Origin of the sequence: Amycolatopsis sp. NPDC098790 (assembly GCF_044759945.1) — a bacterium.
Taxonomy (GTDB): domain Bacteria; phylum Actinomycetota; class Actinomycetes; order Mycobacteriales; family Pseudonocardiaceae; genus Amycolatopsis.
This window is the reverse complement of sequence record NZ_JBIWAI010000002.1, coordinates 1,072,309-1,095,626: the sequence shown is the minus strand read 5'-3', so window position 1 is coordinate 1,095,626 and position 23,318 is coordinate 1,072,309. Positions and strand designations below refer to the sequence as shown.

Here is a 23,318-nt window from a genome sequence, read left to right as displayed (position 1 = left end):
CGGAAATTCTCGCTGTCAGCTCGGTCTCCGGCCCTTTTCCACCGTCCCGTTCGGCAACACGAACGCCCACCAGTCGGCGACCATGGCCGGCCGCTCCTGCCCTTCGACGGTGAACGTGCAGCGGCGCAGCACCTTGAAGCCGACGTCCTTCGGTACCACCTCGAGGGTTTCGAACGACGGGACGATCGTGTCGCCCAGGCGGACCTGGGAAACGAACCGGACGCGGTCGAGCCCGTAGTTCAGGCCCCACACCTGGCTCCCGGCGTCCCGCTGCGCCAGCCGCGCGACCGCGTCGACCATCGACAGCAGCAGGAAGCCCTCGACGATGTTCTCCGGGTAGTCGGCCGGGTCCTGCGGGTAGGCCCGGTCGAGCCAGGTCGCCCGGTAGAACAGCTCGCGCTCCTCGTTTCCCAGCGCGAACGGCTCTCCGTGGACGACGGTGCCGACGGTGGCCGGCAGATCGGCGAACGCGCCGGCCGGTTTCGTCTCGGTCTGGCGATCCCACGCGGTGCGGGTGAGGTGTTCGCCGTCGACCTTCAGCTGGTTCTTCGGGATGCGCTGCGTGGGCGTGCGCGGGAAGGGCTCGGCGCGGTGTTCGAGATAGCGGGGGATCTTCTGGCGGCTCAGCCGTTCTCCGCAGAATTCCACCAGTGCGGCCGGGTCGAAGTGCGCCCCGGGTACCAGCTCGACGTAGGCCTTGACCTCTTCGCCCATCATCGCGTCGGCGACCGGCACGACCGCGGCGTCGAGCACGTCCGGGTGCAGGCGCAGCACGGCCTCGATTTCCGCCGGGGCGATGTTGATGCCACTGCGGCGGATCAGTTCCTTGCGCCGGCCGGCGAAGTAGTAGACCCCGCGCTCGTCGCGGCGCATGAGGTCGCCGGTGCGCAGCCAGCCGTCGTGCAGGACTTCGGCGGTGGCGTCGGGGTTGTCGAGGTAGCCGCTGAACTGGACCTCGCCGTCCAGTTCGAGCTCGCCGAAGCCGGCACCGGTCACCACCGTCCCGTCCTCGTCGACCAGCCGCGCCTCGACGTCCGGATACGGGATGCCCAGGGCTCCGGTGCCGACGAACTCGGCTCCGAACGCCTCGGGCATGGCGATCGCCGGGCCCGACTCCGACGACCCGTACGCCTCCCGCCACGGAAACCCGAACCGGCGCTCCAGTTCCGCGTGCCGGTCCGGCGGGATCGCGAGGGCGATCGCACCGCGGATGTGGTGGTCGCGGTCCGCCTCGCTTTCGGGCCGGCTGAGCAGCATGTCCGGAATGGACCCGATGGTCAGGATCTCGGTCGCGCGGGTTTGCCGGGCCACGTCCCAGAACCGGGAAGCGCTGAACCGCCGCATGAGGACGATCGTGGCGCCGGTGTAGATCGCGGTGAACAGCGCCATCAGCGGGTCGCCGTAGTGGAACTGAAGGGGCATGAGCAGGCGCCGCTCTTCTCCGTGCGGCGCCAGCCGGCTCCGGACGAACACGTCCATGTAGCGCAGGGTGTCCGGGTGGTTGCCCCCGAGCGCCTTCGGCAGGCCGGTCGTGCCGGACGTGTACCCGATGTCGACCAGGTCGTCCAGCTCGGCTTCGACCGTCGCCAGGTCGACCGGCGGTTCGTCGCCGAGCACGTGGGCGAAACCGTGCGGTTCCTCCCCGCGCACCGGGATGACCTCCTTCAGGACCGTCGACGTGGTCGCCAGCTCCTGGAAGACCGAGGTCGACAACTCGTCCGTGATCGCGAGGACGCAGCCGGAATCCTCGACGACGTAAGCAGCCTCGTGTGAGCCGATCTCGGGTGACAGGGACACGACGACGGCCCGGTTCGCCACGACGGCCAGGAACGCGACGACGAACTCGGCTCGGTTCCCGACCGCCAGCGCCACCCGGTCACCGGTCCCGATCCGGGTGGCCAGCGCCCCGGCGAACTTCTCGGCCTCGACGCGCAAGTCCCCGGCGGTGATCGAGTAGCCGTCGTCGAAGACGAGTGGCGTCCGGTCGCCGAACTTCTCGAATCCCTGGCAGAGGACCTGGAGCAACGGGATCCGGGGACAACCCGACCACGTCTGCGGGAAGTCCGCAGGCCAGGTCACGGGCGCGTCGATCGAGCCGTCCATCGGGACGACCTCCTTGTTCTCGGGTGGGGCATCTCGGAAGCAGCGCCCGCGTAGCGCAGTGATGTTCTGCGCGTTATATGACGACAAACATATCTAGCGGGTGCGTGAGCCGCAAGAGCTTCCTCATCGCCGAGGCAGGTCAGAACACGTCGGTGGCGTACCGGCCCGCCGCGCGGAGGTCAGCGAGGCATCCACCACTGATGCGCTGTACCGCCTCCTCCACCGCCGGTGCCATCCCCGAGGAGTCCCCGCACACGTAAACGTGGGCGCCGGCGTCGATCAGCGCGCGGACACGCGTCCGTTCCTCCGAGAGCCGGTCCTGGACGTAGCGGACGCCGCCTTGCGGCTGCCGCGAGTAGGCCCGGTGGATTTCGAGACGGCTCGCCGCGACGTGTTCCGCGAGCTCCTTGGCGTAGAGGTCGTCCCAGTCCGGATGACGGCACCCGAAGAACAACACGGTCGGACCCAGCTCCTCCCCCGCCTCGGCGCGCGCGACGCGCGCCTGCACGAACCCGCGGAACGGCGCGATCCCCGAACCCGCGGCGATCATCACGACCGGGGTGGCGTTGTCGGCCGGCGGCCTGAACGTGTCGGGTGGCGAGGTGACCGCCACCGTCAGCCGATCACCCGGCTGTATCCGCCGAAGGTAGCCCGACGCGGCGCCGACGTACGTGCCGTTCCCGGATAGCGCGGAGCCTTCGAGCACGGACACGGTGAGGGCGACGGCTTCTTGCTTTTCCGCGGCGGAGCTGATCGAGTACTGCCGCACCCGGGGCGCAGGGAGCAGTTCCAGGGCGAGTGCGAGATCCACCTCGCAGGAGCCGAACATCTCCATGAGGTCGAGCAGGGTCAGTCGGCGCGCGAGTAGGTCCGTGGCGTAGCCGGCGTCCGCGAGCCGCTGCAGCTCGGTCCGTTCCGGTGGGCATGTGGTGCTTTGCCCGAGCCGAGCGGCCACCCGCGGCGTGGCCGGTCCCGACAGGTCGACGTACCGGGTCAGCAGATCGTCGATGCGCATCGCGCGGCCGATCGGCACGAGCCCGGCGGGCGCGGTCGACTCGACGGTGACGATCTGTTCCGCTCCTACACCGAGCCGTTGGATCATCCGGGCGACCAAGCTGGGGTGGTTCTGCGGCAGGACGGAAAGGTAGTCACCGGTGCGGTAGGAAAATCCGGACGGCAACCGCACTTCCAGGTGACGCTTGGATCCCTCGCCTGGGGCGCGCACGAGTTCGCGGTTCTCCAGGACGACCGCGGTCGCCAGCTCGTGCCGATCACCGCCGTCGACAGCCTCGACGACCCGGAAGCGGGGCTCGGTCTCGGCGACGTCGTCGACACCGTACTTCTCGGACAGCATCGGCCACAGCGGCTCGTACCACCGGTCCCAGTCGCCGAAGAAGTCGGTGCGAGCATCGACCGCTCCACGTTCCCGGAGCCGCCGCGCGCCGGCGGCAGCCATCGCTTCGTCGATGACCGTGGGGATGCGCTGGTAGGTGGCGGCCCAGTCCAGGCTGCCGCAGCCGAGCACGAAATAGTCCACGCCGGACAGGTCAGGCCCGGCCGTGGTGAGCCAGTCGACGAACTTCCCGGCGTTGTCGGGCGGGGTGCCGTTGTAGGACGAGCTGACGATCACGACCGGCCCGGTCGTGGGCAGCGCGTCCACGTGGTCGTCCAGCGGCACGACGGCCGTGGCCCAGCCGCGGGCCTCGCCATCGCCGGCGATCGTCCGCGCCAAGCTTTCGCTGCTGCCGCCGTTGGAGCCGTACAGCACGAGCATCGGCGTTCCGTGACCGGTGTCAACCGGCTCGACCACGTCGGTCTGGGTGCGTGCCGGGCTGACCTGCGGGCTCTTCCGGCGAGGCGTCACCCGGATACCGAGGTGCTTCGGCTTGATCGTCAAGGTCTCTTGGATGACCAGTTCGTAGTCCGGATCGGCGAGTTCGATGTCGAACCGCTGCAGCATCATCGCGAGCACGAAGGTGGCTTCCTGCAGCGCGAACGGCCGTCCGATGCAGGCGCGGGCGCCGTGCCCGAACGGCATCCAGGCGTACTCGGGGATCCGGTTCATTCGCTCCGGCGCGAAGCGGTCAGGGTCGAAAGTCTCCGGCTCCGGCCACACTGCCGGATCGCGGTGCAGCGTGGGCAGCATGATCAGCACGTCCTCCCCCGCTTCGATCGCATAGCCGCCCAGCGTCGTCGCTTCGCTGGGCGACAGCGCGAACGCCGGCGCCGTCGGGTGGAGCCGCAACGTTTCGCGCAGGACCTGCCCCAGGTAGCCGAGCTTCGCGAGGTCGGCGAACTCCGGTGTCCGGTCGCCGAGTACCTCGTCGACGGACTCACGGGCGCGCCGCAGCACGTCGGGGTGCCGCAGAAGCGCGTGCGTGGCGAAGGAAAGCAAGCCGGACGTCGTCTCGTGACCGGCGATGAGAAACGTGGCCAGCTGGTACTGGATGTTCTCCGCCGACAGCCGCTCGCCGGTGACCGGGTCGGCCGCCGTGAGCATCCGCTCGAGCAGGTCGCGAGGGCGCACTTCCCCCGGCTTGGCGACCCGCGCGGCGACGATCTCCTCGGTGATGCGGCGCATCGCCGCGATGTCGTCCCGATAGCGGCGGTTCGTCCCGACCAGGAGCGGCTGGACTCCCGGCAGCCGGTCTCCCCGAGCGCCGGCCTCGACGAGGCTGCGCCCCATCGCGCCGACGAACGGATGCGGCTCATCGGAATAGAACGAATTGAACCGCACGTCGAACGCGCACAGCGCGATCGTGTCCAGCGTCAGCCGGGTCATGTCGTCGGTGACGTCGATCCGGTGACCCGGACCGAACCTCGCCCAGCGGGTGAGCATCTGGTCGGCGACGTCCAGCATCTCGGAGAAGTAGTCCTTCATCGCGACCGTTCCGAACGCCGGCATCAGCAGCCGGTGGGCGATCCCCCAGTTCGGTTCCTCGTTGTAGGCGGTGAACAGGCCGTCACCGGCGAAGTCGCGGATGTGCTCCAGACTCGTGTGCACCGATTTCGACCACAGAGGACTGGCGCACATCTCCGACACCAACGCCTGGCTCGACGCGACGATCTGGCGCTGGCCGGGAAAACTCAGCGCGAAGATACCGCCGTACTTGCGGTGATAGTCCTCCATGAATTCGATGGTCGTCGTCGCCGAGGTACCGAGGACGTCGAAGAGGTTTCCGACGAGCGGAAGCGGCTTCGGACCGGGCAGGCGCGCAGGGGTGGACACGGCAGTTCCTCCTGAACAAATCAGTGGTCGGGGGTTCGGTCGAGCCGGTGGTGGCGCAGGGCGGCCAAGACGGCGATCGCGGCCACACCGACGATCACTGCGGCGATGACGAATGTCTGGCTCATCGCCGCGACGAAGGCGTCGTCGACGACCGATGTGAAGCGCGCGGCCGCACCCGCGGGCAACTCGGCCGCGATCCGGTCCGCGGCGCCCACGGTTTCCGCCGCGGCGCCGGCGAGCGCCGGCGGTGTCTCCGGCGGCAATCCGGCCAGGACGTGGCCGCGGTAGAGACTGACGCCCAGAGTGCCCAGCACCGCCGTCCCCAGCGCGCCACCGAGCTCGTAGGCCGTCTCGCTGACCCCCGCGGCGGCGCCGGCCTTGTCGGCCGGAGCGGTCCCGATGATGACGTCGTTGGTGAGCGTGTCGGCCAGGCCGACCCCGCCGCCCAGCAGCACACCGCCGGCCACCGCCAAGACCATGAGCCCGTCCACACCCAGGTGGCTCATGACCACGTAACCAGTTGCGGTGAGGGCCAGCCCCGTGCCGACCACCCAACCCGCCGTGAGCCGCCGGGCGACCAGTGGCGAGGTGAGCGCGCCGATGATCGCGCCCGCGGCCAGCGGCAACGACCACAGCCCCGATTCCAACGAGCTGTATCCGAGGACGATCTGCAGGTACTGGGGAAAGAAGTACAGCATGCCGGTCATCGCGAACACGCCCGCGATGTTCGCCAGCACCGCGACCGTGAACGGGAGGGACCGGAAGAGCGAAATGTCGATCAGCGGGTGGGTACGGCGGCGCTGACGCACGACGAAGACCGTCGCAGCCGCCACACCGCCCAGCAGCCAAGCCAGCGGCACGAGGCCCCAACCGTGCGCACCGGTGCTCTTGAAGCCGAAGATCACCGCCAGCACGGCGCCGATCAGCAGCCCGGCGGAAAGCACATCGAACGTGCCCGGGTCACGGTCCTTGGACTCCGGCAGCACGAACGGCCCTGCGACGAGCAGCAGCACCATGATCGGCAGGTTGATCAGGAAGACCGAGCCCCACCAGAAGTGTTCGAGCAGGACGCCACCCACGACCGGTCCCAGTCCGGCGCCGCCGGCGAATGCGGCCATCCAGATCGAGATCGCACGCCGGCGCTCAGCGGGGTCGGGGAAGATGTTGCGGATCAGCGACAGCGTCGAAGGCATCAGCGTGGCGCCGCCGACGCCGAGCAGGGCCCGAGCGGCGATCAGCACCTCGGCACTCCACGCGAACGCGGCGAGCGCCGAGGCGGCGCCGAAGGCGAGGGCTCCGAGCAACAACAGGCGACGGCGCCCGACCCGGTCGCCCAGCGATCCCATCAGGATCAGCAGGCCCGCCAGGAACACCCCGTAGATGTCGATGATCCACAGCAGCTGCGTCCCGGACGGGGCGAGGTCCTTGCTCAGCGCCGGGATCGCCATCGACAACACGGTGACGTCGATGCTCATCAGCAGCACCGGAACGGTCAGCACGGCCAAGGCCCACCACCGGCACACACGCCCCGCGGCGGCGAGGCGGGGCTCGGGCAATGCGGACATCAGAACGCTCTCCTCGGCAGTCGGTATGCCCCGAGCGTAGAGTTGGTCATATGACCAAGTCAAACGACCTAGGCGTGCGACCTGGTCATCTGGCCAAGATGGTAAGATCGCGCAATGCCCACGGGACAGGACACCAAGGTCGCCAAGAAGCACGTCAGCGCCGATGTTCGGCGCGAGCAGCTGGTCACGGCCGCCCTGCGGGTCATGAAGCGAGACGGGATCGCCGCGGCGACCACCCGCGCGATCTGCTCCGAAGCGGGCATGCCGCACGGAGCCTTCCACTACTGCTTCCGCTCGAAGCAGGAGCTCTACACCGCCCTGCTGACCACGGACATCAACAACAGCCTCGATGCCGTCTGGCCCGTCATCTCCCCGAAAGCGGAGGCCGCCGACAACATCCGCACTCTGCTGCGTTCGTTCTGGTCGCTCGTCGAGGCCGATCCCGAAACGGAACTCGTCCTGATCGAACTCGTCAGCTTCGCCCTGCGCGAGCCGGAACTCCACGAGCTGCCGGTGTGGGAACACCGCGCCTACCTGGGGAAGGCCGTGGCCCACCTCGAGCGGCTCGCCGAAGAAGCGCGGCTCGACTACACCATCGATCTCCAGGTGCTGGCCGAAATGGTGATCGCCACACTGAGCGGGGTCACGTCGTCGTGGCTCTCCCATCGCGACGACGGGGTCGCCCGCGAAACCCTCGACCGCTTCGCCGACCTGTTCGCCGGCCTCACCCGCCCGAAGCAGTCTCGGTAACCGGCCATTCTCGACGATGAACTCTCTTCTGCTCGCGGCCGCACTCGCGCTCGCGGTCCGCTCGCTCGCGGCGTCACGGCTGGACCGGTGGAACCTCGGCGCCCCGGTCGTCATGGTGACGGCCGGCACCGTAGTCGGCCTGATCAACGAGGACTCCATTTCCGCGGTCCTCAACACCGAATCAGTGCAATACGCCGCGGAAGTCATCCTCGCTGTACTGCTGTTCGTCGACGCGACGGAAGTCCGCGGCGGACGCTTGTGGGGCAGCTCGCCCGGGCTGGTCGCCCGGGTGCTCTTCGTGGCGCTCCCGGTGAGCCTCGGACTGGCCATGCTCCTCGGCTGGGCACTCTTCCCCAGCTTGCCCTGGCCGGTGCTCCTCCTGGTCGCCGGGGTCGTCATGCCCACCGACTTCGCACCGGCCGAGCGCGTCGTCCGCGACCGCGGCGTACCCAATCACGTACGCAGCCTGCTCAACATCGAAAGCGGCTACAACGACGGAATCGTCTCACCCCTCTTCCTGTTCGCCCTGATTCTCGCCGGCGACCACAGCCAAGAACGCACACCGGTCGACGCGTTGCTGACCGCACTACCGTTCGCCCTCAAAGCCGTCGCCGTCGGTCTGGTGCTGGGAACCCTGCTGGCGTGGCTGATGGCGCAGGCCGACCGCGCGGGCTGGATGACCGGCCAGTCGCGCCGCGTCCTGGTCCTGCTCGCTCCCCTGCTGACTTACACCGTGACGATCACCATCGACGGCAACGGGTTCGTCGCCTCCTTCATCTGCGGAATCGCGTTCCGCTACATCCATCGGCTGATCAAGGCGCGCCGGCTCCACCAGGCACCGGCGCGCGGCCGTGAGGGCACGAGCGCGCTCACCGAGGACTTCCTGTTGCTGGAAGACGTGACGACCCTGCTTACGACGACGATGTGGTTCGTCGTCGGAATCGCCACCGTCCTCGCCTTCTCCTTTGGACTGCCCTGGCGGGTGATCCTCTTCTGCCTCGCGGCCCTCACCGTTCTCCGCGTGGTTCCCGTGTTGCTGGCGCTGAGCGGCACGGAGTTGTCCGGCCGCGAACGCGCGCTCGTCGGGGCGCTGGGCCCCCGCGGGACGACGTCCATCGTGTTCGGGCTCCTGGCGTTCAACCGGCTGCCCGAGGGCCCGGCGGCTGACACCATCCTGCTCATCACCGTCACGTGCGTCCTGGGGAGCGTGCTCCTGCACGGCATCGGAGCCGCTCCCCTGACCCGCCGGCTGACCGCACCCGCGAAGTAGCCGGAAGGCCCGGGCAGTATCTGCCCATGTCGACTCTTCACACCACGGGCGCGGGTCCAGCGGACCGACCGCTGGCTCGTCCGCCGCGCGGGCCCTGACGATGTGTCCCATCGCAAGAGGACCGAACTCCCCAAACGGCTCGTCAGCTTATTCGATCATGAGATGAGTCGATCACGTTTGGAGGCCGCGTTCGATTCTGTACTGCTCGATCAGGAAGTCGTACTCGTCCGTGTCGCTCACGACCGGAGACTGTCCTCCGACGCGCCGAGCCACGTCCGCGGCTGCCGACTGATCGGTGCACGCGACGACGAGTAGCACGTCCCCGTCGGCTCGGGACAGGAACCATGGCACGGGGCACGGCGAAGTGTGGTTTTCCTCGGGGCAAAGGGATCGCGTGACGAAGTCCGGCACCTCGTCGCCACCTGGTACGACAATCTCATAGACGTGCACCGGGCAGACGTTAGTTACACCTTGGAGCCGCGCACATCGGGGATTCACCCCTACGGGTCGGTTGAAGGCCGCGCGACTGACATAGCTCCTCGGTGCAGGTTCCGACCGCGCGGAACCCGTTCGACTTGGTGTTGCTCAACAGGCTCCAAGCCGTGAAGCTGCTGTTGATCCAGTTCCGCCACGCGCTGCTACCGCCTGGTCGGCGAGGGGATCTCGGCGCACGAGGGCTTTCAGCTGCCGACGTCGATAATCGGTAGCTGCACGTAGCCCAGGCGGGATGGACCCGTGTGCACCGTGTTGGAAGCCCCGTCGTGGTAAGAGGGGTCATAGGCGTGGTGCATACCGTGTGCGACCCCGTCGTAGGGCTGCACGTCGACGCGGATCCGGTGCCCCTTCTTCAGCAAGCCGGCGCTCGGAACCAGTTCGATCTCGACCTCCACCGCCTCACCCGGGACGAGTGGCGCGTAGTCGGCCTTCCGGTGGGTGTGCTTGACCGTGTAACCGGTGCTGCGCGCTTCGTCGATACGGCGGTGCGACGCCTTCAACCAGCCCATCATCAGCGGGATGGGCCGATCGCCGAACCCGCTCGTGGCGAATCCGGTGAAGTCGACTTCGTCGCCGCCGTCGTCGATGACCCGTACCGACACGTAGATGTCCATGTCGTGACTGGTCGACGAGACCACCATGCCGACTTTGCCGTACCCGGCGAGAACCGCATCAGCAGTCAACGGAGCGCTCAGGAACGAGATCCCGGTCGCACCGGGGTCGGAGCGGGCCGCCGTGGGATCGACGCGCAGAGCCGCTCCCGTGGCGGGACGAACGAGATCGACCTCCGCCGAGTACGACTCCTCCGCCGAGACGATCGGCTGGTCTGTTGTAAGCCGGAGAAACCGGCTTTCCCGGTCCGCTCGAGTGTCTCCGCGGTGGACGCGTCGAAGTACCACCGGCAGTAGTCGGTGCTCGCGACGGGCCACTCGTTCTCGTAGCGGACGACCGCGGCACCGTTGCCGGACCGGATTTCCAGGCGGACAGGCGGAACGTCCATGATGCCGTTGTCGATCCCCTTGAGCCAGTAGTCGAAGAACGCTTGGTGAGCGGCGACGGTTTCGGCGGCATAGGCCTTCTGGAACCAGTCGTCCCAGATGTCGAGCTTCTTGTTCGAAGTGGGCGTGGCCAGATAGGCGTTGCTGCCGCCGACCTGGTGGAAGTGGGCAGAGTGAGTCGCCGCGACGACCGCCCAGAGCGGAACGGTGACGCCGGTCAGGTCAGGGCTCATGAAGACCTTCGCCCGCGGCCCGAAGACGGCGTCCGGATCCGAGTCGCGGAACGGACTGTCCTGCAAGGTCCAGATGAAGTCGGCGACGTCGGGCTCCCCGACGATCGCCGGGTCGATCCCGGCGGCTTTCCACACGGACCAGAACTGCTCGTTGAAGATCCCGCCGTTGTAGGCGACCTCCTCGTAGAGGTCCACGTCCGTGCCGATGGCGATCATCGCCTTGAGGTGCTCCGGGTGGAGGCTGGCGGCCTGGTGCTGGCTCATCGCGAGGTAGGACATGCCCCAGGTGCCGACGTTGCCGTTGGACCACGGCTGCCCGCCCGCCCACTCGATGCAGTCGCGCAGGGCCTCGGCCCCGGCGATCCCCCAGGGGGCGAGCTGCCCGGGGTTGTTGCCGGCGCCCGGCATGTCGGTCCGCACGACCGCGTACCCGGCGGGAACCCAAGACGCGGTGTTGACCGTTTCGTGGTTCTCGAACGGCTGCCCGCCGGGGTTGCCGGAGAAGTAGTCGTCCTCCATCAGTTCGTGCTCTTCGAGGTCGGCCTCGGTCGCGATGGAGTGGTGGTTGAACGCCTTGCCGTAGGGACCTGAGCTGATGACGACCGGATAGCTTCCCGGCTCGGCGGGCCGGAAGACGTCCGCGAGAACGTGCTCGCCGTTCCGCAACGGGATCTTGACGTCACGGAAGCGCAGAATGCCCATGGCGTTGCGGCGGACTTCGTTGCGGGCGTTCGCCGGCGTGCACAGAGTCCGCGGCCCGGCGTCCTCGAAGACTCCGGCCTCATCCAGGTCGCGCAGAAGCTGAACGACCACCGGGTCGTCGGCGAACGCCTGGAGTTTGTCGCCGGTGCCGGCGCCCGCGAAATCGGCGTCATGCCGGAAGTCGATCCGCCGGTTGCCGATGATGTCGTGGACCTCCGGCGCGATCTCCGTCCCGTGGTCACGGACGGCTCGCCGGCCGAGGCTGAACACGAACCGGGCCACGTTCGTCAGCCCCGGGTCGCGCAGTTTGGCGATGTCGCCGTCGACCCGGGCGACGATCTGCGCCAGGTTGACCCGCGGGCCGGCGGAAACGTTACCGATGGGCGTCGCTCCCACGAGGAAGGCGATGCGCTCTCCCGCCTCGTACCGGAACTCACCCCGCTCGCCGGTGAGCCCTCGGTGCGTCGGGGTTTCGTACCTGAGACCGCTGATCGGACCGGCCAGCAGACCTGTGTGCGTCATCGTCTCCTCCTCCAGAGTCGCGGCCGGGTCCGCGTACGGATCTCGGATCGTCGGTCATGACGAGCTCGTTCCACCGGGGCCCAGATATCAACACATGTTTATATCCTAACGCTCACCGTACGCTGTTCACATGACCGAGCAACCCACGGGGCCCATGCCGCCACCGCGGCGCGGCCGCAGGCCCGGGCAGAACTCGACCCGCCAGACCGTGCTCGACGCCGCACGCAGGCGCTTCGCGACGGACGGGTTCAAAGGCACGACGATCCGCGCGGTCGCCGCCGACGCCGGCGTCAACGTCGCGCTCGTGATGCAGTACTTCCGATCGAAGGACGAGCTCTTCGGAGCCGTGATGTCGATCTCAGCCGATGCGCTCGCCCGCATCGCGGACGCGTTCGGCGGCCCCGTCGAGTCGGTCGGCGAGCGGGTCATCCGGGCGTACCTCGCCGTCTGGGAGGGCGACCAGCCGGACGCCGACGCGCTGCGCGCGATGCTCCACGGAGTGATCACCAACGAACAGGCGAACACGCAGCTCCGGGAGTTCATCGAATCGCGGCTGTCCGAGGACGTCCGGCACCTCGGACTGGACAGCCACGACGCCGCGGTCCGTGTCGCCCTCGCGACCTCCATGCTGATCGGCATCACCGTCGGACGGCAAATCGTGCAAGTCGCCGCACTCGTAGGAGAAGAGCGCGAGGCGATCGTCCGACGCGTAGGACCGGCGCTGCAAGCCGTGCTCGCACCTCCGCCGACGCCGTCGGAGTGAAGCCCACGCAACATGTCTGCATCTGGTCGTAGACGCGTCTCTACCCGCTCATGGGCATGACCGGACGTGCGCTCGTAGATCACTTTCATGGCAGGTGAAGCGACTCCGGAACGGGACCATCGGGCACTGCTGTCGCTGCTGGCCACCCAGTCGTAGCGCGAGGTGCTGCGTGCCCGCCACCGCGTCCTGGCCGCGATGCACAACCAGGCCACCCAGCAAGGCCGCTACCTCGGCGGACGCCCACCGTATGGCTATCAGCTCGTCGACGCCGGCCCGCACCCGAATCCCGCCGACGCACGCTGGGGCCGACGGCTACAGCGGCTCGCTCCCGACCCGCGCGCCAGCAGTGCGCTGCTCATCCGCGGCCAAGTCCAGGCCGCCGAAGGTGTCGTCACGCTGGTCGCCGACCGGATCGAAGCGCTCGACCTGTCGATGGTCACCGCGCCATCCCGCGACTTCCGGTGACCGCCGGCCAGCCCGCCGTCGGCGGTCCGCGCTCGGGCACGCGCGGCGAATTCGGCGACCTGATCCCCCTCCGCCCCGGCACCGGCATCCCCGTCAAGTGCCTGCGCGGGGACTTCCTCGTCCACCACGGCATGACCCGGCCCTTCAGCCACCGCTACCGGCTGCACAGCCGAGTGCGAAGTGGTCCGCGCCGAACGTGCCTTCGGTGACGACCTCACGGCGGGGTCCATGACCTCGTTCTCTATCTCCGACCCGGCGACACGCTGCTGGTTCCGCGCCCGGCTCATCTCAGCCCCAGCTCTGTCGTCGCGGCCCAAGCCGTCGCTCTCGTCGAAGCGCGCGGCAGCCGCGTCAGGTTCCTTCACCGCGACGAGCCAAGCACATCAGCCTAAATTCAGACGTAGTAGTGGTCTGTACACGGCGCGAAACCACGAGAACGCAATCTACGAGGTACACGTGGCCAACTCATCCAAGGCGCCAGTTCTGGGCGCGCTGGAGACCGCCGTTCAGCGATGGCGCGACCGTGGCGAGCCGTCGCAGCCTCCGTCCCGCTGGTCGCCGGAATCATGGCTCCGGCACTTCCCGCAGCATCACTCGTTCCTCAACGCGCTGCCCGAGCGCATCGACCGAGCCGAAGCCACACGCCGAGCAGCGCACGCTACGACCGCGGACGGTGCCGAGCGGGCATTCCTGGTTGCGATGATCTGGGGGTATGGACCGGTCGGTTACGGCCCGTGGCGAACGGCGCGCGTGCTGGCGGAAAATCCTCGAGCAGTCCAACGGCTGGCGGACGTGGCGCGTGTCGCGCAGGCTCGCGGCGGAGTCGCGGCGTTCCGTGACCTTGCCGGCAGACGGTTGCGGTATCTGGGTGTTGCTTTCGGTACCAAGTATCTGCGATTTGTGACTGTGGCTCTTTCCTCCGATCACGTCGGCCCTCCGATTTTGGACGCCGGGGTTCGCCGATGGCTGGTCACGCACGCCGGCGTGTACCTGAACATCGACGAATGGCGGCCGTCGGTCTACGAACGGTACGTGGCGCTGCTGGCGTCATGGTCGGCGGAACTTGCTCTGACCGCGGACACCGTGGAGGAGCTGATCTTCCGTTCGGCCATCAGCCAAACGGGCTCCGCCTTCTGGGGCGAGGAGTGGCTGAGGGCTGACGAGCCGGCGTCACAAGAGCCCGCGCGCCAGGCGCAAGCCAAGCTGCTCGAGCTTGAGCGGCTGTTCGAGAGCGCCGATCCTCAAGCCGCTCTGGAAGCCCGGCAGCACTTGGACGAACTGGCGCGCATCATCGACCGTCGCTGGGACGGATCAGCTACCCTGCCTGACAGCGCGCAGCCGATCGATGATCGCGTGGTGTGAAGGGCACAGGGACGTTCGTGACGGTGCAAGCCGACCAGCATGTCGGTGCTCGCCCAGCAGCAGACGACGCGACCGAAGGGCGCTGGCTCCGGCCACGCACACAGTGCGCCGTGGATCTTGACCAGGCCGGAGCCTCGCTACCCGGTCGTCCACGGGCGCGTCCGCAGCCGTGGCTCGCCGCCACCCCCGGCGATGGCGAGCGGCCGGCTGGGTGGAATCCGTGAAAGTTCGACAGCGACCGCGCCGAGCGCATGCAACGCGACGACCTCTGCCAGGTTTGCGGGACACCGCGGCAGGATGTCGTCTACGTCCTGGCGCTGGCAAGCCAGGTCGGCACGCTGGTCGAGATGTACGGCGGTGCCCTGTGCTCCCTGAGATGCGCGCGATTGACCGCGGCCGTGTGCCCGCACTACACCACGGCCGGCTCACCGACCCTGATCTACGCCGTACCCCGCCACGAACGCGTCGACCTGATCGGCTGCGACTTGGCCAACGACGACAAATACGACATCTCCGGTCTCGCACCTGCCGCCTCCATCTCGACATGCCGCGCGGCACACGACACGCCCGACAGCTCCGGGGCAGCGGGTCAGGGAGCGAGCGCCTCCGCCGTCACCGCCTCTCCCGAATCGCCGACAGTGTTCCGGTGCCAAGACTGCCGCGGCGACCTGGCGCACGACCCCGGCATGGAAGACTTACTCGTCTGCACGAACCCGCAGTGCTCTGCGGCTAGCCTGCCGGTCGCGCTGTGGCGAGCGCAGCGCGATCGGATATGTCGCGGCGACGACGTTCCCGCTCCGGGCGCCGGCTGGCCACGGCCTCTTCTCGACGGCCGCCCGCACCCGTGGCTGACGCCCGTGTCGAATGGGAAGCCGTGGTGGCGCCTTCTGGACGGTGTCCGGCAAGTGTTCGCTCAGAACGCGTGGCTGTGCCAGGTCTGCGGCGAACCGCTGTCCTCGTCGTGCTCGACGGCGACAAGGTGCTTTCCGACACCGCGATGCACCCACGCTGCCTCGCGGTCGCCGACGTGGTGCGCCCGCACCTCGTACACTCCGCCGCCCGCTACACCTACGCCGAGGTAACTCGCCTCGACCTCTTAGCCGACGGCCGCCCGCTTGCACCGCCACGCCCCGACGCCGCCGAAAGCGACGATGTTCTCTGGGTTCCCACCTGGACTGTGCCCGCGAACGCCGCCACATTCAATCAACGGCGCCCCAAGGCAGGCTGAGCAGGACCGTCGGCCCAGCTAGGTACAGCGAGCCACCGAGCATGACCGCGGAGCCTGGTAACCGTGTTCGGATCGACACCGACGGCACCGAGCACACCGTCGCCAAGCTCCACGACGTCAACATGCTCGCCCACGACGTCTCCGAGTGCACTGCGACCATCGGCCGGGACCTCGCCTGTGGCCGGCCATCCGCGGCCTTTTACCGCACGTGCTGCTCGACCTACCTCACACCCGAGGGGAGATCAAGCGATGCAGACGTCACCCGTCATTCACGACACTGCCTCGACGATCACCTGACGCACCATCGTCGCTTCCGCTCCAGGCGGGTGTGGGGCGCAGCCGGGCGACAACGCCATGGCGCGGAGCGAACACCCAGCACACCAGGAACACCGCGGTGGCGACCAGCACGATCAGCCCGCCCGCGGCGAGGTTGAGCGAGTAGGACAAGTACAGCCCAATCACCGCCGAGATCATCCCGATCGCCGGTGCCAGCACCATCATGACGCCGAGGCGGTCGGTGAGCAGCCGCGCGCACGCGGCCGGGGTGATGAGCAGGGCGAGCACCAGGATGTTGCCCACCGCCTGCAGCGAGATCACGATCGCGATCGTGACCATGGTGTAGAGCGCGATGTCGAACCAGAACACCCGTACGCCCAGCGCCCGCGCGGTTTCCCGGTCGAGGCTGACCGCGACCAGCTCCTTGTGCAGCGCGGCCGCGGCGAGCAGCAGGACCGCGCCGGCGATCGCGACGCCGCGGACGTCGCCGTCGCTGATGCCGAGGATCTGCCCGAACAGGAACGACTCCAGTGAGCCAGAGTAGCCGGGCGCGCTGGAAAGGACCACGATGCCGAGGCCGAACGCGGCGGCGAAGAATACCCCGATCACGGTGTCTTCCTTGAGCCGCTTGTTCTGCGCGAACACCGCGACGCTCAACGCGGTCAGCAGCCCGGCGATCGCGCCGCCGAGCGCGAGGTCGAACCGGAACACGAACGCGATCGCGACTCCGGGGAACACCGAGTGCGACACCGCGTCGCCGATGAAAGCCATGCCGCGCAACACGACGTGGCTGCCGATGACGCCGCAGACCACGCCGGACATCATCGCGACGAGGAATGCGCGGCGCATGAACTCGTGCTCCCACGGCGCGAGCAGGAAGTCGATCATCGGGCGATCCCCAGGGAGTGGATGAGTTGGTCGGAGCGGGTGACGCCGAACGCGCGCAGCCACACCTCGGGATCCCGCAGCTGCTCGGGTGGTCCGTCGGCGACGATGGTGCGGTTGAGCAGGCACAGCCGGTCGCACAGCGCTGCCGCCGCGGGCAGGTCGTGCGTCGTCATCAACACCGCGTTGCCCTCGTCCTTCAACGTCCGGAACAAGCCGGTGAGCAGTTCCTGAGTGGGCACGTCGAGCCCGGTGAAGGGCTCGTCGAGCAGCAGCAGCCGTGGCCGGAGGGCCAGGGCGCGGGCGACCAGCACTCGCTGCCGCTGCCCGCCGGACAGCTCTCCGATCGGGCGGCGGGCGAGCGCGGTCATGTCGACCCTGCGGAGCGCGTCGCGGACGTCGTCGCGGTCGTCCCGGCCTGCGCGGCGGAGGAAGCCGATGGCCGAGGTGCGGCCGGTGAGCACGGCTTTCTCCACCGAAATCGGGAAGTCCCACGCGAACTCGTGGCGCTGCGGGACGTAGCCGACCGTGCCGTCGAGCCGGATCGTACCCGCCGCGGCCGGGAGCAGACCGAGGACAGCGCGCAGCAACGTGGTCTTGCCCGCGCCGTTGGGGCCGATCAGCCCGACCAGTTCACGGTCACCCAGATTCAATTCCACATCGGACAGCGCGTCGCGGCCGCCGAGCCGGACGCTCAGCCCGGTGATTTCCAAGGCTGTCACGAGCCGCTGCTGCTACGCCGGGTCCGAGCCAGGACCGCGAACACCAGCGCGGCCAGGATGACCACGGCGCCGAGCACGTACCACCAGCCGCCCCAAACCGCGCTGTCTCCGTTCGTATTCGGAGTGGCCGCCCGCGTGGCCGGCGCGGGCGAAGGCGCGGTGGTCGCCGGTGCCGAGGGCGTGGCCGCCACGAAGGCGGCCGCCGGGTCGCCGTCGCCGACGTAGATCCGCAGCTGCTCCCGGTCGCCCATGGTTTTCCCGTCCGCGGTGGCGGTCAGCATCTCCACGTCCAGCGTGTACGCGCCAGGGGCCGAGAAGGCCCAGTTGCCGTGGACGTGGGAGGCCGCCTCGATACCGGTCTCCTGTGGGAAGGGCCGGGTGCTGCCGAAAACCTCCTGGGGTTTGCCGAAGTTCCCGTTGAGGAATAAAGAGAACCGGCCCGGCCCGGTGACGGCGTGCAGCCGCCAGGTGACTTCGCGGGCGACCACCCCGGCGATGGACGGGTCTTGCGTGTTCCATCCCGGCCACAGCACGCCGGGCCGCTGGACCTGCGGGAGCAGCCACACTGGCGCACCGGGCGCGCCGAGGAACGCGTACTCCGCCCCCGGGGGCACGTCCATCTTCGACGCCGACACGGCCTGCAGGACGACGTCGGGCAGCGGGCGCCAGGTCGCGGGCTGAGTGGTGTCGTCACGGACCTGGATCGTCCAGGCACCGTCGATCATCCGCGGGCCCATGTCGATGTGGCCGTCGGCGATGACGGTCGGCGGAGCGGGTGCGGCTGCGGCGGCCGGTGCCGTGGCGAGGGCGGCCGCGAGGGTGAGGACCGCGAGGCGACGGATCACGCGCCACCGCCGAGGCAGGTGCGCAGCTCGTCGGCGTTGTGCCGCATCATGGCCAGGTAGTCGCGGGCGTGCTCGTCGAACGCGTCGCCGTAGAGCAGGCACACCTTGACGTGCTGGTCGGTCGCGACCTGGGTGAGCACCGTTGCGCGCTGGGCGAGGTTGGGTTCCATGAACACCGCCGGGACGTGCAGGTTGCGGATGGTCTCGGTGAGCTTGCGGACCTGCTCAGCGCTCGGTTCCGAGGCTGGGTTCGGCACCACGAAACCGGCGACGGTCATGTCGTAAGCCTTGGCGAGGTAGCCGAACGCGTCGTGAGTGGTGATCAACTGGCGGCGGTCCTTCGGGATCCCGGCGATGCGCTGCCGGAGGTAGGTGTCGAGCTCGTCGAGCCGGCCGGAGTAGGTGCGGGCGTTCTCGTCGTAGGTGGCCGCGCCCTGGGGGTCGCGCTGCTTGAGGGTGTCGCGGATCAGCTGGACGTAGGCCTTGGCGTTGCGGGCGTCCTGCCACAGGTGCGGGTCGATCTCGCCGTGGACGTGCTTGCCGAGCACCGCCTGGGGCAGCTGGTGGATCGACGCGCCCGGCTTGCCGAGGAACGCGAACCGCGGATCGTCCGGGACTGTTTCCAACGCCCGGTTGGGCACGTCGACGACGACGTCGGTCGCGGGCACCGGGTGCTGTTGCCCGGTGCCGTTGTCCGTGAAGGCGTAGACACCGCCGGTGTCGAGGTCGACGGCCAGGTCGGTGTGCCCGACCCCGATGATCGTGGACTTGTCCGCAACGGTGTGCGGGTCGACGCCGACGGCGAAGGTGAACGTGCCTTCGCCGATCGGTACCGGGGCGGCCTGGCCGTTGACCAGCTGCGCCGCCAGCGTCAGCCGATACACCCCGGGTGCGCTGAAAGCCCAGTTCAGGTGGGTGTGCGCGGCCGGCGGCAGAGTCGTCGTGTCCTTCGCGTCGAGCCCGTCGGCGGAGTTGAAGTAGACGTCGGGCTGCCCGAGGGCTTCGGTCAGGTAAACCGCGACCGTGCCCGGCCCGTCGACCTTGGTCGCGGCCAGCCGGATGTCGGAGGTGCGGGTCGCGCCCCGGGCCTTGCCTTCCCCACGGACGGCGAGGCCGAGCCACGCAACGTCGAGGCCGATGTCCTCCACCAGCGGCATGACCGTAGCCCCGTAGGTCTCCGCGGCTTCAGCCAGCGAGACGTTCGGCGTACCGGGCCGGGCGTTCGCGTCGATCGTCTTGATCAACGCGTGCTCTTCGAGCAGCAGGTGGTTGGTGAACGTGACGTCGGCCTTCGCCACGTTCGTTGCGTCCCGCGGCGTCGGCTCGTAGGAGTGCGGATCACCGCCCGAGGGCACGATCGAGGTGACCGACACGCGCTCACCACCGACGTTGCGCACCAGATCGGCCAGGATTTCGGTGGTCGTGACCACCTGCAACTTCCCACTGGTCGCCGCGCCGCTGGAGCACGCGGACGCCAGCACGCCCACGGCCAGCAGCACCGAGACCGTTCGCCGCATCATCGGTCACCGTCCACAACGGACTCCCGACGGCGGACCAGGAGCAGGCAAGCGATGCCACCGAGCAACGCCAGCCCGGCCAGCGAAAGCGGTCCCGCAAACGAGAACCCCGTCGAAGCCAGCCCGGCTCCACGCGAGCGGGCGGCGACGTCGTCCGCGCAGGTGCCCGCGGGCGGCGTCGACGTCGTGACCGGCAGCGCCTGCTTCGGGTCGACAGGCCCGACGGCGAAGGTCACCGTCTGCTGGTCACTCGACTGGGCGCCGGAGGCGAGCTTCGCGCTGTGGGTGAAGGTGACGTGGTAGATGCCCTGCTTGGTGAACGTCCAGTTGCCATGGGCGTGCGTGCCGAGCCGGACGGCGTAGCTGTCCGGGACGCCGTCGCCGCTGTCGAACGCGAGCACCGGCTTGCCGAAAGGGTCGAACTCGAACACCGCGAGCGCGCCAGGACCGTCCACTTTGTCCAGCCGCCAGGTGACATCTCCGCTGACGTCGCCGCTCTTCAGCTCTTCGGTGTTCCAGCCCAGCCACAGCACGCCGGCCTGCTGGGTCTGCGGGATCTGCCAGATCCGGTCACCCGGCTTGCCGAGGAAGGAGAACTGCGTGCCCTCAGGCACGGTCGTGGCTGCCTTGTCCACGACGTGGAACACGACGCTGCCCGGTGTCCGCCAGGTCGTGGTGCCCGCAACAGTGCCGTCCTTGACCTGCGAGACCAGCTTCCCGCCGACCAGCCGCACGGCGTAGTCGACATGGCCGTCGGCCAGCACGACCCCGGTAGTCGAGGTCACCGGACCAGCCGGCACACACGGCTTGGTCGTCGGGACGGGCGCGAGACCGCCGCCACCCGGCGACGAGGGCGCGGGCGGCGACGTCGGCCGGGTGCCGGACGGGGCGGAGGAAGTCGGCGCTGACGTCGATGTCGGTTCCGACGTGGGCGGTGGCGGGGTGCCGTCGCCGGTCACGACGTGCTCGACCACCGCCGAGCGGGCCTCGGCAAAGTCGGTGGAAGACCGCGGGACGAAACGCGCGGTCAGGGAATGGGAACCGGAGGCCAGTGATGCGGTGTCCAAAGTGGCCTGTCCGCCGATGACGGCGGCGTGGCCGAGCACGGTGGCGCCGTCGGCGAACTCGACCCACCCGACCGCGTCGGCCGGGCTGACCGTGCCGGTCAGCTTAACGTTCTCCCCCACGGCCGTTGTCGCGGGGGACGTGGTGAGGGTGGCGGTCGTGGCGGTGGCCGGGATGTCGGCGGCCGACGTTCCGCCGACGTACCAGGTGTAGTCGACGAGCCCGGAACTGAGCTGGTGCCCGGCGGTGTCGGTCGCGGTGGCTTCGAAGGTCACCGTGTACCGGCCGAGCGCGCTGAACGCCCAGTTCGCGTGGACGTGACTGCCGACGGCCTGGTGCAACGACTTCGGGCCGCCGTCGCGGGAGCTGAACACCCGCAGCGGCAAGCCGAAGGAGTCGGTCTGGAACACCTCGAGCGCACCCGAGCCAGCGACGCCGGCGAGGCGGAGGTCGATCGCGTCCCCGGCGAATGTCCCGGCGCTCAGGCTTTCGGTGTCCCAGCCTGCGAACAGCAGCGAGAAGTCCTGGACCTGGGGCGCGACCCAGACCGGGGTGCCGGCGGCACCGAGGAACGAGTACTCCGGGACGTCCGGGACGGCGATCCGGGAAGCGTCGTTGTCCCGCAACTGGAACAGCACGTCCTCGGGCGCGAAGAACTGATGGGGTTCGTTGCCCACGCGCGTGCGCAGCGCCAGGCGCCCGTCGGTGTACTGCACGTCGACGGTGTCGGTGTGCACGTCGTTGAGCACCGTGCGCGGCCGCGCGGCCGGCACCGGCCCACTCTCGGCGTGCGCTGCCGGTGCGAGCAACGGGAACGACATCGCGGCGACGCACACGGCCAGCAACGCACGCACCGGTCTTGACCTACCCAGCATGGATCTTGCCACCCATCAGCGTGAAAACACATGCGCGAACCCTGTCTTGTTAACGAATATCATTGTCGTTAAGGTTCTGTCCAGTCCGTCCCCTTCCTCACCCAAGGAGTTCTTGTGCGTCCTCGTCCTGCCCTGCTCGCCTGCAGCGCCGTCACCGCGGCCCTGCTCGCCGGCCTCTTCACCGCTCCGGCCCACGCCGCGCCCGCGGTGGTCCTCGATCACGGCCACGTCGACGCGGTCGACGTCGAGTACGAAGACGGGGCCCTCGAGCTGCACGTCCACGACGAGTCGGTCGAACCTTCCGTCGAATACGACCCCGCACAGGTGGTGCTCAAGGCGCTGCCCGGCGCCCGAACCACCGTCCCGGCCGACGCCTCCTACCGATTCCTCGGCCCGGCCGGCGCACCGGTCTCGATCCTCCCGGAGACCCAGAACCCGGACCTGCTCTGGCCCGGCTTCAGCACCGAAGAACTGACCACCGGCGTCTTCGCGAACGACTCGATCAAGGTCACCCTCAAGTCCGCCCGCGGCCCCGGCAAGGCCAGCGTATTCACCACCGACCCGTTCGGCGCGGCGAACGTGCTGCTCAACAGCGGCGACGGCCTGCCCGACGCCCTGACCCTGCCGGCCGGGCTGCACGAACACGTCAACTGGGGCTTCACCAAGCCCGGCCTCTACAAACTGACCTTCCAGGCCACCGCGACGCTCACCACCGGCGCCAAGGTGTCCTCGGCTCCGGCGGTACTCACCTTCTGCGTCGACTGATCCCGTTCACCACCGAGAAAGGTTCGTCATGCGCCTGAAAACCGGTTCCCTGACCGCCGCGGCGGTCGCCGCCGCGCTCAGCCTCGTCACCGCCCTGCCCGCCGGCGCGGCGACGACGGTGCTCACCACCGGACACGTCGACGTCCTCGACGTCGACTACACCTCCGGCGCCCTCACCGTCCAGCTGCTCGACGGCACCAGCAGCCCGAGCGTCAGACGCGCACCGTCCACTGTGGAACTGGACGTGCTCGCCGCCGCGAAGACCACGGTGCCGAACAACTCGGCATACAGCTTCCTCGGCACCCCGGGCTCGACGGTGTGGATCCTGCCGCAGACGCAGAACGCGAACCTGCTGTGGGCGGGCTGGAACAGCACCGACGTTCCCACCGGTATCTTCCAGGGCAACACGTTGACGATGAGCCTGCTCAGCGTCAGCGGCGGCAACCTCAGCGTCTACACGCAATCGCTGGGCACGCCGACGGTCCTATTCAACTCCGGCGACGGGCTGCCGGACGCCAAGCCGCTGGCGGCCGGGGCGCACACGCACGCGAACTGGGCGTTCAGCGCCGCCAGCACGTACACGGTGACCTTCCGGGTCAGCGGCACGCTGGCCGCCACCGGCGCGACCGTCTCCGCGGACGCGACGTACACCTTCAAGGTCCTGCCCTGAGCGGTGGCCGGGC

The 23,318-nt window shown here is 68.9% G+C and carries 19 protein-coding genes; 8 read left to right on the top strand and 11 right to left on the bottom strand.

Features of this window, described 5'->3' with window-relative positions:
• Positions 1-15 precede the first annotated feature (15 nt).
• The 3 genes from ACIQWX_RS18755 to ACIQWX_RS18745 all read right to left on the bottom strand — a co-directional run bounded on the left by ACIQWX_RS18755 (position 16) and on the right by ACIQWX_RS18745 (position 6,897).
• Positions 16-2,103 (bottom strand): AMP-binding protein, encoded by a 2,088-nt coding sequence (locus ACIQWX_RS18755; protein WP_400872144.1) that lies wholly within the window; start codon positions 2,101-2,103, stop codon positions 16-18.
• Positions 2,104-2,242: 139 nt separating this feature from the next.
• Complete coding sequence (locus tag ACIQWX_RS18750) at positions 2,243-5,332, bottom strand: bifunctional cytochrome P450/NADPH--P450 reductase (RefSeq protein WP_400872141.1); 3,090 nt, start codon at positions 5,330-5,332, stop codon at positions 2,243-2,245.
• Positions 5,333-5,352: 20 nt separating this feature from the next.
• Positions 5,353-6,897 carry an MFS transporter gene (locus tag ACIQWX_RS18745; RefSeq protein WP_400872138.1) on the bottom strand — a complete coding sequence of 515 codons (1,545 nt, stop codon included), beginning with the start codon at positions 6,895-6,897 and terminating at the stop codon, positions 5,353-5,355.
• Positions 6,898-7,011: 114 nt separating this feature from the next.
• Here ACIQWX_RS18745 and ACIQWX_RS18740 point away from each other — a divergent pair, with 114 nt between their 5' ends.
• Both ACIQWX_RS18740 and ACIQWX_RS18735 read left to right on the top strand, forming a co-directional pair.
• Positions 7,012-7,647: a TetR/AcrR family transcriptional regulator gene (locus ACIQWX_RS18740; protein ID WP_400872136.1), complete on the top strand. Its 636-nt coding sequence runs from the start codon at positions 7,012-7,014 to the stop codon at positions 7,645-7,647.
• 16 nt (positions 7,648-7,663) lie between these two features.
• Complete coding sequence (locus ACIQWX_RS18735; RefSeq protein WP_400872134.1) at positions 7,664-8,917, top strand: cation:proton antiporter; 1,254 nt, start codon at positions 7,664-7,666, stop codon at positions 8,915-8,917.
• Positions 8,918-9,088: 171 nt separating this feature from the next.
• On the opposite strand, the gene ACIQWX_RS18730 is transcribed toward ACIQWX_RS18735, so the two are convergent.
• The 3 genes from ACIQWX_RS18730 to ACIQWX_RS18720 form a co-directional block, all read right to left on the bottom strand.
• The gene (locus ACIQWX_RS18730) at positions 9,089-9,367 is read right to left on the bottom strand and encodes a hypothetical protein (RefSeq protein WP_400872131.1); all 279 of its coding nucleotides are present in this window, start codon (positions 9,365-9,367) and stop codon (positions 9,089-9,091) included.
• 230 nt (positions 9,368-9,597) lie between these two features.
• A complete protein-coding gene (locus ACIQWX_RS18725) occupies positions 9,598-10,164 on the bottom strand; it encodes a CocE/NonD family hydrolase C-terminal non-catalytic domain-containing protein (RefSeq protein WP_400875814.1) in 567 nt (188 codons plus the stop codon).
• A complete protein-coding gene (locus ACIQWX_RS18720) occupies positions 10,104-11,867 on the bottom strand; it encodes a CocE/NonD family hydrolase (protein ID WP_400872129.1) in 1,764 nt (587 codons plus the stop codon). The genes ACIQWX_RS18725 and ACIQWX_RS18720 overlap by 61 nt, the downstream gene beginning before the upstream one ends.
• Before the next feature lie 130 nt (positions 11,868-11,997).
• Between ACIQWX_RS18720 and ACIQWX_RS18715 the strand changes: the two genes are divergently transcribed.
• The 4 genes from ACIQWX_RS18715 to ACIQWX_RS18700 all read left to right on the top strand — a co-directional run bounded on the left by ACIQWX_RS18715 (position 11,998) and on the right by ACIQWX_RS18700 (position 15,685).
• Positions 11,998-12,630, top strand: a complete 633-nt coding sequence (locus ACIQWX_RS18715; RefSeq protein ID WP_400872126.1) for a TetR family transcriptional regulator — start codon at positions 11,998-12,000, stop codon at positions 12,628-12,630.
• A 162-nt stretch (positions 12,631-12,792) separates the two neighbouring features.
• Positions 12,793-13,095: a hypothetical protein gene (locus tag ACIQWX_RS18710; RefSeq protein WP_400872123.1), complete on the top strand. Its 303-nt coding sequence runs from the start codon at positions 12,793-12,795 to the stop codon at positions 13,093-13,095.
• Between the two features lie 456 nt (positions 13,096-13,551).
• The gene (locus ACIQWX_RS18705; protein ID WP_400872121.1) at positions 13,552-14,457 is read left to right on the top strand and encodes a hypothetical protein; all 906 of its coding nucleotides are present in this window, start codon (positions 13,552-13,554) and stop codon (positions 14,455-14,457) included.
• Positions 14,458-15,418: 961 nt separating this feature from the next.
• Positions 15,419-15,685 carry a hypothetical protein gene (locus ACIQWX_RS18700; protein ID WP_400872119.1) on the top strand — a complete coding sequence of 89 codons (267 nt, stop codon included), beginning with the start codon at positions 15,419-15,421 and terminating at the stop codon, positions 15,683-15,685.
• 258 nt (positions 15,686-15,943) lie between these two features.
• On the opposite strand, the gene ACIQWX_RS18695 is transcribed toward ACIQWX_RS18700, so the two are convergent.
• The 5 genes from ACIQWX_RS18695 to ACIQWX_RS18675 are packed head-to-tail and all read right to left on the bottom strand — an operon-like array spanning position 15,944 to position 21,849.
• Entirely contained in the window at positions 15,944-16,849 is a 906-nt protein-coding gene (locus ACIQWX_RS18695) for an anchored repeat-type ABC transporter permease subunit (protein ID WP_400872116.1), read from the bottom strand.
• Positions 16,846-17,568 (bottom strand): anchored repeat-type ABC transporter ATP-binding subunit, encoded by a 723-nt coding sequence (locus ACIQWX_RS18690; protein WP_400872113.1) that lies wholly within the window; start codon positions 17,566-17,568, stop codon positions 16,846-16,848. The genes ACIQWX_RS18695 and ACIQWX_RS18690 overlap by 4 nt, the downstream gene beginning before the upstream one ends.
• Positions 17,565-18,413: a TIGR03773 family transporter-associated surface protein gene (locus ACIQWX_RS18685; RefSeq protein WP_400872110.1), complete on the bottom strand. Its 849-nt coding sequence runs from the start codon at positions 18,411-18,413 to the stop codon at positions 17,565-17,567. Before ACIQWX_RS18685 ends, ACIQWX_RS18690 begins: the two co-directional genes overlap by 4 nt.
• A complete protein-coding gene (locus ACIQWX_RS18680; protein WP_400872107.1) occupies positions 18,410-19,930 on the bottom strand; it encodes an anchored repeat ABC transporter, substrate-binding protein in 1,521 nt (506 codons plus the stop codon). Before ACIQWX_RS18680 ends, ACIQWX_RS18685 begins: the two co-directional genes overlap by 4 nt.
• Positions 19,930-21,849, bottom strand: coding sequence for a TIGR03773 family transporter-associated surface protein (locus tag ACIQWX_RS18675; RefSeq protein WP_400872105.1), 1,920 nt, complete (start codon positions 21,847-21,849; stop codon positions 19,930-19,932). The genes ACIQWX_RS18680 and ACIQWX_RS18675 overlap by 1 nt, the downstream gene beginning before the upstream one ends.
• A gap of 135 nt (positions 21,850-21,984) precedes the next feature.
• Here ACIQWX_RS18675 and ACIQWX_RS18670 point away from each other — a divergent pair, with 135 nt between their 5' ends.
• Positions 21,985-22,635 (top strand): choice-of-anchor M domain-containing protein, encoded by a 651-nt coding sequence (locus ACIQWX_RS18670; RefSeq protein ID WP_400872102.1) that lies wholly within the window; start codon positions 21,985-21,987, stop codon positions 22,633-22,635.
• A gap of 28 nt (positions 22,636-22,663) precedes the next feature.
• Positions 22,664-23,305 (top strand): choice-of-anchor M domain-containing protein, encoded by a 642-nt coding sequence (locus tag ACIQWX_RS18665; RefSeq protein WP_400872099.1) that lies wholly within the window; start codon positions 22,664-22,666, stop codon positions 23,303-23,305.
• The last annotated feature ends 13 nt before the right edge of the window (positions 23,306-23,318 follow it).